The organism is Burkholderia sp. COPS, from assembly GCF_019425585.1.
Taxonomy (GTDB): domain Bacteria; phylum Pseudomonadota; class Gammaproteobacteria; order Burkholderiales; family Burkholderiaceae; genus Burkholderia; species Burkholderia cepacia.
On sequence record NZ_WIXR01000009.1, the window covers coordinates 340,408 to 351,721 of the forward strand.

Annotated in this window: 9 protein-coding genes; 2 read left to right on the plus strand and 7 right to left on the minus strand. The window is 68.4% G+C overall.

The genetic code is table 11. The features are described 5' to 3' along the window. Nucleotides 1–31: 31 nt before the first annotated feature. Together FOZ70_RS07490 and FOZ70_RS07495 are read right to left on the minus strand one after the other, a co-directional pair. Nucleotides 32–991, minus strand: coding sequence for a VacJ family lipoprotein (locus FOZ70_RS07490; RefSeq protein ID WP_219705348.1), 960 nt, complete (start codon nt 989–991; stop codon nt 32–34). Then, the gene (locus FOZ70_RS07495; protein ID WP_219705350.1) at nt 984–3,617 is read right to left on the minus strand and encodes an MMPL family transporter; all 2,634 of its coding nucleotides are present in this window, start codon (nt 3,615–3,617) and stop codon (nt 984–986) included. Before FOZ70_RS07495 ends, FOZ70_RS07490 begins: the two co-directional genes overlap by 8 nt. Nucleotides 3,618–3,940: 323 nt before the next feature. On the opposite strand from FOZ70_RS07495, the gene FOZ70_RS07500 reads away from it, so the two are divergent. Further along, nucleotides 3,941–4,537 (plus strand): ABC transporter substrate-binding protein, encoded by a 597-nt coding sequence (locus tag FOZ70_RS07500; protein WP_059857189.1) that lies wholly within the window; start codon nt 3,941–3,943, stop codon nt 4,535–4,537. Nucleotides 4,538–4,618: 81 nt separating this feature from the next. Here FOZ70_RS07500 and FOZ70_RS07505 read toward each other — a convergent pair whose 3' ends face one another. After that, nucleotides 4,619–5,260: a TetR/AcrR family transcriptional regulator gene (locus FOZ70_RS07505; RefSeq protein ID WP_219705353.1), complete on the minus strand. Its 642-nt coding sequence runs from the start codon at nt 5,258–5,260 to the stop codon at nt 4,619–4,621. Nucleotides 5,261–5,404: 144 nt separating this feature from the next. Between FOZ70_RS07505 and FOZ70_RS07510 the strand changes: the two genes are divergently transcribed. Continuing rightward, on the plus strand, nt 5,405–6,928 hold the full coding sequence (locus FOZ70_RS07510; RefSeq protein WP_219705356.1) for an MFS transporter: 1,524 nt from the start codon (nt 5,405–5,407) through the stop codon (nt 6,926–6,928). Nucleotides 6,929–6,976: 48 nt separating this feature from the next. Here FOZ70_RS07510 and FOZ70_RS07515 read toward each other — a convergent pair whose 3' ends face one another. The 4 genes from FOZ70_RS07515 to FOZ70_RS07530 all read right to left on the minus strand — a co-directional run bounded on the left by FOZ70_RS07515 (nt 6,977) and on the right by FOZ70_RS07530 (nt 11,282). Then, complete coding sequence (locus tag FOZ70_RS07515; protein WP_042976314.1) at nt 6,977–7,621, minus strand: response regulator transcription factor; 645 nt, start codon at nt 7,619–7,621, stop codon at nt 6,977–6,979. A gap of 29 nt (nt 7,622–7,650) precedes the next feature. Then, entirely contained in the window at nt 7,651–9,036 is a 1,386-nt protein-coding gene (locus FOZ70_RS07520; RefSeq protein WP_059812158.1) for a cache domain-containing protein, read from the minus strand. 147 nt (nt 9,037–9,183) lie between these two features. Continuing rightward, a complete protein-coding gene (locus FOZ70_RS07525; RefSeq protein WP_042976319.1) occupies nt 9,184–10,746 on the minus strand; it encodes a sensor domain-containing diguanylate cyclase in 1,563 nt (520 codons plus the stop codon). Between the two features lie 284 nt (nt 10,747–11,030). Beyond that, nucleotides 11,031–11,282 (minus strand): hypothetical protein, encoded by a 252-nt coding sequence (locus FOZ70_RS07530; protein ID WP_219705359.1) that lies wholly within the window; start codon nt 11,280–11,282, stop codon nt 11,031–11,033. Between the last annotated feature and the right edge of the window lie 32 nt (nt 11,283–11,314).

The window sequence follows — 11,314 nt, forward strand, 5'->3', positions numbered from 1 at the left end:
CTTTTTCCTTGCGGCGGTAGCCGTTGCAGCGTTACTGCGCGGCCGGACTGCTCGCAGGCGTTGCCGGCGCGGTTGCCGATGCCGCGGCAGGCGCAGCAGCCGGCGTGCTCGCCGGCATCGCACCGTCCGCACCCGGATCGTCGTACTGCGGCAGCCCCGGCGCGGCCGGCGCATTGTTCGGCGCCGCGCCCGGTGTACCGCCCGACTCGCCCGGATCCTCGTAGTTCGGCAACCCCGGCACGGCAGGCGCCGCGGCCGGCACGGCGCCCGATTCACCCGGTTCGTTGTAGGTCGGCAGCGTCGCCGCCGACGACTGGCTGCGGTACGTCAGCGACTTGCGCTGCTGCAGGTACGCGTCGCGCACGAACGAATACGGATCGAGCGCGGCCTGCTTCAGCAGGTCGGTCGCGCCGAGCAGGTCCGAACGCGCGCTGATGAACTGCGCGATGTACATCGGGTTGCGCGCGGCCGGCTCGATGTAGTTGAGCAGGTTGAAGCGCACGTCCACCGCGCGGCCGACGCCGTCGCGGAACGTGCTCGGCCCGAACACGGGCAGCACGAGGTACGGGCCCGACGGCACGCCCCAGCGTGCCATCGTCAGGCCGAAGTCCTGGTGATGCTTCGGCAGCCCGGCCGGCGTCGCGATGTCGATCAGGCCGGCGACGCCGAACAGCGAGTTCATCGCGACGCGCATCAAGTCCTGCGTCGCATCGGTGATGCGCAACTGCAGCAGGTTGTTCGCGATGTTGCCGAGGTCGCCGAGGTTCGAGAAGAAGTTGCTGATCGCGGTGCGCACGGGCGTCGGCGTGACCTTCTGGTAACCCTTCGCGATCGGCTGGGCGATGTTCGTGTCGACGGTGTCGTTGAACTTGTACATCGCTCGGTTCATCGGCTCGAGCGGGTCGTTGGGGTTGCGGTTCGGTCCCGTCGCGCAGCCGGTCAGCACTGCGCTGGCGGCAACGGTCGCCGCAATGATTCGCACCTTATTCATTGATTCCTTGCGATTGGTTCTTGGCGCGTTTGACGCGCGGTTTGCCCATCAGGACGGGCTGGAACACCACGGCGCCGATCAGCGTGCAGGTCAGGGCCAGCGCGAGCAGCTTGCCCATGCTCGACGTGCCCGGATGGTGCGACAGCCACAGGCTGCCGAATGCGGTCGCCGTCGTCGCGGCGCTGAACAGGACGGCGTGCGTGAGGCTCGAGTGCAGCAGCCCGGTTTGCCCCCCGCGCCACGCCATCACGAAATACACCTTGAACGCGACGCCGACGCCGAGCATCAGCGGCAGCGCGATGATGTTCGCGAAGTTGAGCGACATGCCGAGCACGACGCACAGTTCGAGCGTCACGATGCCCGACACGAGCAGCGGCACCAGCGTGCGCAGCACGTCGCCGAAGCGGCGCAGCGTGACCCACAGCAGGATCGTGATCGAGATGATCGACCACAGGGCCGCATGCAGGAACGCGTTGATGATCGTGTCGGCCGAATGCAGGATCGAGATCGGCCCGCCGGTCGCGCCCGGTTCCGCGGCCTTCACGGTCTTCGCGAAGCGGCGCAGCATCGTGTCGTCGTTCGGGTCGACGCCCTTCGGCACCTTCGGCGAAATCTGCACGAGTGCATGGCCGTCCGGTGCGACCCAGTCGCGCACGAGCTGCGGCGGCAGCGATTCGCGCGTGATGTCCTGCGGCTGCAGCAGCGAGGCGAGCTGGTTGAGCGCGATGCGCAGCGTGTCGGAAAACGCACGCTCGGCGCGGTCGCGCGTCGCGGCGTCCGCGGCGGCGAGTTTCGCGAGCGAGGCAGACAGGTGCTGCGCGGCGGCCGCACCCGGGCCCGGATGATCTTCGGCCGCGTAGCTCAGCAGGTCCGACACGCGCTTGAGCGCGGCGACGCGCTGCGCGTCGGTCGCGGGCGGCGCGGCCGGCTGCGTCAGCGCGGGCAGCAGGTCGCTCGCGGCGGCTGCGATCGCCGCGCGCTTGGCCGGCTGGTCGGCGGGGATGAAGGTCGACAGCGTGGTCGTGCGGCCCACTTCAGGCAGTGCGTCGAGGCGCTTCGCTGCCGCGTCGGCATCGGCGAGCGACGGCGCGAGCAGCGTGACGTCGTTGACGGCGGCTTCCGGCGAATCCTTCAGCGCGAGCAGCGTCGCCATCGATTCGCTGTGCGGATCCTTCAGGTGCAGCGGGTTGAAGTCGAAGTGGAGAAATGCGAGCAGCGGCAGCGCGCCGACCACGACCACGAGCGTGCCGATCAGGATCGGCTTGCGATGGCGATCGAGGTAGTCGTCGACCGGCGCGAGCCACGGGAAGCCCGGCGTCTTCGATTCGCCCGGCGGCGCGAACAGGCGCAGCAGCGCCGGCAGCAGCGTGATCGTGGTCAGCAGTGCGACGAACATCCCGACGCCCGCGATCAGGCCGAGTTCGGACACGCCGCGATAGGCGGTGGGAATGAACGAGAAGAAGCTCGCCGCGACGGCCGCGGTGGCCAGCGCGAGCGGCATGCCCATCGAGTGCGCGGCGCCGATCAGCGCGTGATCGATGCGCGGATCGCGGAAGCGCTCCTCGCGGTATTTCACGCCGTACTGGATCGAGAAGTCGACGCCGAGGCCGACGAACAGCACCATGAACGCGACCGAGATCATGTTCAGCGAGCCGACCATCGCGAGGCCGAGCGCGGCGGTCACGACGAGGCCGACGAACAGCGTGACGAGCACCGAGCCGATCATCCGCTTCGAGCGCAGCGCCAGCCACAGGATGACGAGGACGGCGAGCAGCGTGAGCGCGCCGTTGAGCGCCGCGCCATCTTCGACGGACGCGAATTCGTCGTCGGCGAGCGGCTGTTCGCCGGTCAGGCGCACGGCGGCGCCGTAGCGCTTCTCGAGGTCGAGCGAACGGGCCGCGTCGCGGATCACCTGGCTGGTTTCCGCGCCGGCCTTCAGCGCGCCGTAGTTGACCACCGGCTGCACGGTGACGAACGCGCGCGCGGGCTGCCGCGCGGCATCGTTGTCGACCAGCGCGCGCCACGAGAACGCGGCCGGCTTGCCGGCCAGCACGTCGTCGACCGTCGCGGCGCTGCGTGCGAGCAGCTTCGCCATCGCGGGCAGTTTCACCTGGCCGGTCAGGAGCGGCTGGCCGAGCGTGGTGGAGAGTGTGGTCGCGAGCCCGGTCAGGCTCGGGTTCTTCGCGAGTTCGTTGACGAGCGGGCGGGCGCTCGCGAGCTGCGCGGTGGTATCCGTGACCTCCTGCGGCGACAGGAACAGCAGCCCGTTGTGCTCGAAGAACGGCCCGCCGCCGGGCTCGGCGACCTGGCCGATGCGGCCGGCGTCGGCATCCTTGCGCAGCGCTTCGGTCAGCGCATGCGCGGCGGCGTTCGCGAATTCGGGCGCGGGCGCCTCGACGACCGCGAGGATCGTGCCGTTGCGTTGCGGGAACGCCTTGTCGACGGCCTGCCCGAGCGCGGCCCATTGCGGCTCGGCATCGACGAGCTTGCTGATGTCGGTGTTGATCTTGAAATGCTGCGCGACATAGACGCCGCTGAACGCGGCGATGACGAGCGACAGGACGACGACCCAGACGGGGCGGCGCACCGACCATGCAACGAGTCGGACGATGAGAGATGTCACCATGTGGCGGTGGGGAGCGGCTGGCAAGGGCAAAGTAGCCAAGTATACCGGCGCAGCGTGGCGGCGGTCGTGACGTTGGGGGTTTCGGGGCGGGAAGGAGATTTGTTCGCGACGGCGGAATCGATACCGATGGTTCGCCGGTTTGTAAGGGGATATTTACATAATCGGCGCCGCCGTGCCTCGTCGCGCCGCCGCACGCCTGTGACAAAGGAACCTGAAAGGTAACAGTCGGTCACGGCGGCGCACCGAGGCGTCGGGCCCGGTATACTTTGCTTCGTCGGCCGGTGCAATGAACCGGTCGTTTTTTCTCATCGAGCGATATTCGTATGAAACGTCATCTGTTTGCTTTCGTCGCGGCGGCCGCCGTGTCGGTTTCCGCTTTTGCGCAGAGCGCGCCGGTCGATATCGTCCGCAATGCGGTCGAAGGTACCGTCAACGCGATGAAGGCCGATCCGGCCGCACGCGGCGGGGACATGGCGAAGGTCTCGGCGGTCGTCGAGCAGCGCTTCCTGCCTGCGACCAACTTCGAGCGCACGACCCGCATCGCGGTCGGCGACGCGTGGAAGCAGGCCACGCCGCCGCAGCAGCAGGAGCTTTACAAGCAGTTCAAGCTGCTGATGACGCGCACCTACGCCGCGTCGCTCGCGCAGCTCGGCAGCCAGGACGCGAAGTTCTCGTTCAAGGCCGGCGGCGCGTCGGGCGCCGACGCGCTCGTGCAGTCGACCGTCACGACGCCGGGCGACAGCCAGTCGGTCGGCTATCGTCTCGGCAAGGTCGGCAACGACTGGAAGATCTACGACATCGACATGTCGGGCGCGTGGCTGATCCAGGTCTACCAGGGCCAGTTCAAGAGCCAGCTCGCATCGGGCGGGATCGACGGCCTGATCGCGTATCTGCAGAAACACAATTCGCGGACGAACTGACCGCTGCTGCGCGGTTCGGAATCCGGATGCATGAAGGGCGCCCTCGGGCGCCTTTTTTCATGGCTGTGCGTTGGTTGCGCGTCAGGTGCCGACGCCGAGCATCCGCAGGCAATCGTCGACCACCGCGTCGACGAACGCGGCGCGATCCGTTTCCGGCGCCGCGATGATGTGGTCGGTCGCGCCGTGCACGCCCGCATAGATCAGCAGCGCGGTGACCTGCGGGTGCGCGAGCCGCCAGGTGCCGGCCCGTGCGCCGCCGTCGAGAATCGCGCCGAGCTGTTCGAGGATCGCGTTCTTGTCGGCATTCGCGCGATCGTGGTGATGGTGATTCGCGTAGACGATGTCGTGCGTGCGGTAGGTCGCCGCGTAGATTTCGATGTTGGTGCGGATCCACGCGCGCAGGCGCGCGAGCCAGTCGTCGGGATCGCACGCGTCCACCGCGTGCTGCAACCGGTCGAGGAACGACGCCGTGTAGCGCTGCGCGAGCGCGGCGAGCATGTCGGATTTCGATTCGAAGTAGTGATAGAACGTGCCCTTCGCCACCTGCGCGTGCTCGACGATCTCGCTGATGGTCGTCGCTTCCACGCCCTGCGCGAGGAACAGCGTCTCGGCCGCGGCCATCAGCTCCTCGAGGCGCACTTCCGCCGGCTTCGTGCGCGGCAGCTTGCCCGCCGGCGCGTCGTCCTTACTTGTCGTGGTTCCTGCCTTTGTCCTGTCCGTCATCGCGCGGCTCGACGCCCGTTCGTGCAAAGCCCGCAGTTTAGGCCAGCGCCCCGTTCCCGGCCAACGCAATCCATTGACCGACGGTCAGTCGATATATATGATGCGAATCATTCTCATCTTCGTGCCCGTGAAGGGCCGACCGCCATGCCTCGCTACCGTCGCGCCGCACTCGTCCTGGCCGCCTGTCTCGGCACCTTTCTCGCCACGCTCGACATCAGCATCGTCAACGTCGCGTTGCCGACGTTGCAGACGGCGCTCGATACCGACATCGGCGGCCTTCAGTGGGTCGTCAACGCGTACGCGCTCGCGCTGTCGGCGTTCATGCTGTCGGCCGGCCCGCTCGGCGATCGCTACGGACACAAGCGTGTGTGGCTCGCCAGCGTGGTCCTGTTCACGGCCGGGTCGGTGGTCTGCGCATGCGCGAGCCGGCTCGAGCCGCTCCTGATCGGGCGCGCGATCCAGGGGCTCGCCGGCGCATTGCTGATACCGGGCGCGATGCCGATCCTCACGCATGCGTTTCCCGATGCGCGCGAGCGTGCCCGCGCGATCGGCGGATGGTCCGCGTTCAGCGCGCTCGCGCTGATCCTCGGGCCGCTGGTGGGGGGCCTGCTCGTCGAGCATGGCGGATGGCAGGACATCTTTCTCGTCAACGTGCCGATCGGCATCGTGACCGTGCTGCTCGGCGCGTGGGGCATTCCGGAGCGCCGGCATCCTCAGCACGCGGCGTTCGATCCGCTCGGCCAGGCGCTGAGCGTGGCCTGGCTCGGGTTGCTCACGTACGGGCTGATCGGCATCGGCGAAGCCGGCGCGTCGCACGTGAAGGTGCTCGCGCCGCTCGCGGGCGCCGCGGTGGCGTTCGTCGTGTTCGTGCGTGTCGAAACGCGCGTCGAGCGGCCGCTGCTGCCGGTCTGGCTGTTTCGCGACCGGCGGCTGGTGCGTGCCAATCTCGCGTCGTTCGTGCTCGGGTTCTCGGGGTACAGCAGCCTGTTCTTCCTGTCGCTGTTCCTGCAGCAGGCGCAGGGCCGCACGCCCGCCGCCGCCGGCTGGCAACTGATGCCGCAGTTCGTGATGACGGCGATCACGTCGATGCTGTTCGGGCGCATCGCGGCGCGTATTCCGTTGCACGCGCTGATGGTGGCCGGGTATGGCCTGGTCGGCGCGATGCTCGCGGCCATGGCGGGCTTCGGTGCGGGAACGCCGTATGTGCCGGTCGGCGTCGCGCTGGCGGTGCTCGGGGTCGGCATGGGGCTCGCGGTGCCCGCGACCGGCATGACCGTGATGGAACTCGCGCCGGCCGAACGCGCGGGCATGGCGTCGGCGACGATGAACGCGTTGCGCCAGACGGGGATGAGCATGGGCATCGCGGTGCTCGGCAGCATGATGAGCGTCGGTGCGCTGCACCGGATGACGGCCGCAATGCAAGCGGCCGGCAGTGCGCAAGCGGATACGCTGGCGCGGCAGGCGGTGATGGAGCATGTGTTTGCGGCGGGACAGCCGGCACTGCTTGGCGCATATCGGGATGCGATGGCGCACGGGTTTTCGATCGCGGTCCTGTGTTCCGGAATCCTCAGTATCGGTATTGCGGTGATGCTGATGATGCGGCGTGAAACGAAGAAGCAACCGGGGCGCGCGGCGGCGGCGCGTGTGACGTCTTCACGGCCGGAATGATGCGGCTTGCCGGCCGGCGAGCCTTTTGCGGCAGATCGCGGCGCCGAGCTACTTTCGCCGATGCTCGACCGCGAACTTGATCAGCTCGGCCTGTCCCTCGATCTCCAGCTTGCGCTTCAGGTTGAGCCGGTGCGTCTCGACCGTGCGCACCGACAGCCCCGTCTGTTGCGCGATCTGCTTGCTCGACAGCCCTTCCGCCAGCGCGTCGAGGATGTCGCGTTCGCGCGGCGTGAGCCGGTCGAGCGGCGACGCGGTCGTGCTCGCGTGGATCATCCGCGCGGCGAGCCCTTCGCTGAAGAACGTCTGGCCCGCCAGCACCGTGCCGATCGCGCGCACGATCTCGCTCGCGGGCGAATCCTTCAGCAGGTAGCCGCTCGCGCCGGCACGCACGGCCTGCGTCACGTATTCGACGTTGTCGTGCATCGACAGCATCAGCACGCGGATGCCCGGAAAGCGTTCGTGAAACACGCCCGCGAGCGTGATGCCGTTCATTCCGTTCATGCCGATGTCCATCAGCGCGAGATCGGGTTCGAGCGACGCGGCGAGCGCGAGCGCCTCGTCGGCGTTGCCGGCTTCGCCGACCACGGACAGGTCGGCCGCTTCGAGCCGCATCCGCAAGCCGTCGCGCACGAGCGGGTGATCGTCGACGAGCAGCAGTCGGGCGACGGGCCGGGCGGTGTCGGGGGCGCTCATGCGTGAAAGGTCTCCTGTGATGGGGCGCGTCATGACGCGGCGCCGGGTAGCGGCACGCGCGCGGCGACGATCGTGTGGCCGACCTGCGACGTGATCGTCAGCGTGCCGCCGAGCGCGTCGAGGCGCTCGCGCATGTTGCGCAGGCCGATGCCGTGGCGCACGTCGGCCTGCGAGCGTTCGGCGTCGAAGCCGCAGCCGTTGTCGGCGATGGTCAGCGTGACGGATTGCGCGCCGACGTCGAGCGTGACGGCCGCGCGCGACGCGCGCGCATGATGCACGATGTTGCTCAACGCTTCCTGCGCGATCCGGAACAGCGCGGTGTTGACCGCCGCGGGCAGCGGCCGGGCGCCGCTGTGTGCGACCTGCGTATAACCGATGTCGATGCCGCTTTCGGCGCCGAGCTCGCGCACCAGTTGCTCGAGCGCCGCCGCGAGGCCGAGATCGTCGAGCATCGCGGGGCGCAGCGCATGCGAGATGCGCCGCACTTCACGCAGCGTGTCGCCGAGCCGCACGACGCCCGATGTCAGCGCCTGCTCGGCCTCGGGCATGCGCGCGGTACCGCGTTCGAAGCGCGCGAGCGCGGATTCGAGCATCAGCTTCGCCGATACCATCATCTGGCTGATTCCGTCATGCAGCTCGCGTGACAGCCGCGCCCGCTCCTGCTCCTGCGATTCGACGACGCGCTGCGCGAGCAGCTTGAGCTTCGCGTCGGCACTGCGCGACTCGCTGACATTCAGCACCAGCGCGCACACGGCGATCGCGGCGGCACCCGTGAGCGCGATCGCGGTGAGCCAGCTCATCGTGCGCTCGATGTTCGCGGACGCGCGCGCGTCGATGCGCTGCAGCGCGGTGTCGACATCGTCGAGATAGATGCCGGTGCCGACCATCCAGCCCCAGCGTTCGAGCGCGATGACGTAGCCCAGCTTCGGCGCGACGCGGCCCGTCGACGGCCGCTGCCACGCGTAGCGCACGTAGCCGCCGCCGCTCGACGCCGCGCCGATCAGCTTCTGGATCGTCAGCGCGCCCTGCGGGTCGCGCATCGACCAGTAGTTGTGGCCGACGCGCTCGGGCTCGCGCGGATGCATCAGGGAATTGCCGTGCAGGTCGTACACGAAGAAATAACCGTCCGGGCCGAAATCCATCTTCTGCAGCATCGCGAGCGCCTGCGTGCGCAGCAGCGCGTCGTCGCGCGCGTTGCGGCCGCTCGCGTCGTAGAGCGGCATGATCGCGCTCGTCGCGAGCTCGACGTAGTGCTTGAGCTCGACCTCCTTGCTCGACAGGTACGCGGCCTGGATCGTCGCATGCTGCGTGCGCGCGAGGGACGTCGCCTGCTGGCGCACGCCGAAACCGATGCCGGCGATCGCGAGCAGGAACGGCACGATGGCCAGAAGGAAGATCTTTGCCTTGAGTCTCATGGTGGTGCGAAGCGGCCGCGCACCGCGCGGGCCGGCCGGGCCAGGCAGCCGCGGGGCGGCGTGTCGAGGCGACATTGTCGGCGATTTTGCGCGCGGGCGGCGACAGGGGCCGGCCAGCCGCCCTGCCGTCGCCCGGCGGTGGCCCGTTCAGGCCCGCCGCGCCGCGAGGCCGCCGGAGGGGGCCGCGAGCACGACGATGCGGTTGCGCCCGCCTTCCTTCGCGCGATACAGCGCGTCGTCGGCCAGCTTCAGCGCGGCCTGCATGTCGTCGTCGTGTTCCGGATAGCTCGTCGTCACGCCGATGCTCACCGTCAGGCGGCCGGTCGCCCCGGCGTCGTGCCGGATGCCGAGATCGAGGACGCCGGTGCGGATCGTCTCGGCGATCGACGCCGCGCCGTCCGTGTCGACGTCGGGCAGCACGACGACGAACTCCTCGCCGCCGTAGCGCGCCGCGTAGTCGGCCGGGCGGCGCAGGCAGCCGGCGATGCAGTGGCCGACCGCGGCGAGCGCGTCGTCGCCGGCCTGGTGCCCTTGGGTATCGTTGTAGCGCTTGAAGTAGTCGACGTCGATGAACAGAAGCGACAGCGCGTGCTGCGAGCGCGCGGCCCGACGCCATTCGCGTGCGAGCGTGACGTCGAGCATGCGGCGGTTGTCGAGGCCCGTGAGGCCGTCGGTGCGCGCGAGCGCCTGCAGTTCGGTTTCCGCGCGGTGGCGCTTGCGCAGCTGCACGTCGAGCAGCAGCGACAGGCCGACGAAGCCGATCGCGAGCGCGACCATCGCCGAGCCGATCGGAATCGCACGGTCGTACCACGCGGCGTAGGTATCCGCTTCCGAGCGCGCGACCATGATGATGAGCGGCAGGTGCTCGAGATGCCGGAACACGTACAGGCGGCGCACGCCGTCGATCGACGCGGTATCGGCGAAGCTGCCTTCGTTGGCGGTCATGAAGCGCCGGAACGTGCTGGCGCGGCTGATGTCACGGCCGACGATCTTCGGGTCGTACGGCTCGCGCGCGAGCATCTTGCCGTCGGTGTTGATCAGCGCGATCGAGCCGCGATCGCCGAGCGACAGCCGCGAGAACAGGTTCTGGAAATATTCGAGCCGGATCGACATCACGGCGGCGCCGCCGAACGAGCCGTCGGGCTTCGTGATCCGCCGGCTGAGCGCGATGCTCGGCGAGCCGCCGCGCAAGCGCGAATGATACGGGGGGCTGACGTACAGGCCGACGTCGGGATGGTCGCGGTGCACCGCGAAGTACGGCTCGTCGCCGAAGTTGGCCTTGCGCGGCACGTCGCTCTTGCCGTCGACCGCGATGTCGCCCTTCGCGTCGAGCACGTAGATGCCGCCGAGGTACTTGGCCGTCGTCGCACGGTCGAACAGCACCTGGCGGCGCAGCGGCATCGGCAGCTTGACGACATCCGGGTCGTTCGCGCCTTCGACGACGGCCTGCAGCGACAGCGAGTAGATCTCGATGTTGCGCTCGATGTCCCACGACGCCATCAGCGCGAGATTCTGCTGCATCGAGATCGAGCGGTCGCGCGCGTCGATGCGGCCTTCGTACAGCACGATCCCGCACAGGGACAGCAGGAGCAGCGCGATCAGCAGCCCGGTATAGAAGATCAGGTGCGGCAGCAGGAGCCGGCGCAGATGTGCGGCGACACGGCTCGTCAGGCCGGATTCGCTGGGCACTGCGTAATCGGTTTCTGCCATGGTCCGTGGATCGATGGGCATTGCCGCCGGGCGGCGGGCCGATGCAATTGTTCGTATGACGTGGCGGCGGCGATCCGCCACGCGTCCATTCGACGCCTTTCTGCCGGCCGGCGAGAAAATGGACACTGATTACCGGGAATCGCGGCCAGATATACCGGTAAATCGCGCATTTACTGGTGACATCTACGCCGATTCAACGATCCGACGAATCGGCAGTGTGAATTCAACGGAGTATAACGCGCGCGTTCGCGCGCGCGAAAAATGTTGCGGGCCGTTGATCCGGATCAAGTTTCAGTGAATTCCCGGGCTTGCGAATATCCGGCAAAGCGTTCCGGCGCAAGGCTGTACGGCATGAGCGGCGAAACCGCCGCGCGCGCGGCCGCCGATTCCATCGGGTTAACGGCAGGCGAGTAAAAAAATGAAGGTATCGATATGCGCCGATTATTCGTTTCAACAGCCGTGCGAACGCGAAAATGAATACGGGCGGCCGTTGCGGCCGCCCGTTTCGTGAAGCCCGGCGTACGGGCTCCCGTCATACGGGCTCCCGGCACGCCGGAAACCCGCCGCA

Coding starts and splice junctions, on each gene's coding strand:
- FOZ70_RS07490 (WP_219705348.1), bottom strand. CDS start 991: ATGAATAAGGTGCGAATCATTGCGGCGACCGTTGCCGCCAGCGCAGTG.
- FOZ70_RS07525 (WP_042976319.1), bottom strand. CDS start 10,746: ATGGCAGAAACCGATTACGCAGTGCCCAGCGAATCCGGCCTGACGAGC.
- FOZ70_RS07495 (WP_219705350.1), bottom strand. CDS start 3,617: ATGGTGACATCTCTCATCGTCCGACTCGTTGCATGGTCGGTGCGCCGC.
- FOZ70_RS07500 (WP_059857189.1), top strand. CDS start 3,941: ATGAAACGTCATCTGTTTGCTTTCGTCGCGGCGGCCGCCGTGTCGGTT.
- FOZ70_RS07505 (WP_219705353.1), bottom strand. CDS start 5,260: ATGACGGACAGGACAAAGGCAGGAACCACGACAAGTAAGGACGACGCG.
- FOZ70_RS07520 (WP_059812158.1), bottom strand. CDS start 9,036: ATGAGACTCAAGGCAAAGATCTTCCTTCTGGCCATCGTGCCGTTCCTG.
- FOZ70_RS07510 (WP_219705356.1), top strand. CDS start 5,405: ATGCCTCGCTACCGTCGCGCCGCACTCGTCCTGGCCGCCTGTCTCGGC.
- FOZ70_RS07530 (WP_219705359.1), bottom strand. CDS start 11,282: ATGACGGGAGCCCGTACGCCGGGCTTCACGAAACGGGCGGCCGCAACG.
- FOZ70_RS07515 (WP_042976314.1), bottom strand. CDS start 7,621: ATGAGCGCCCCCGACACCGCCCGGCCCGTCGCCCGACTGCTGCTCGTC.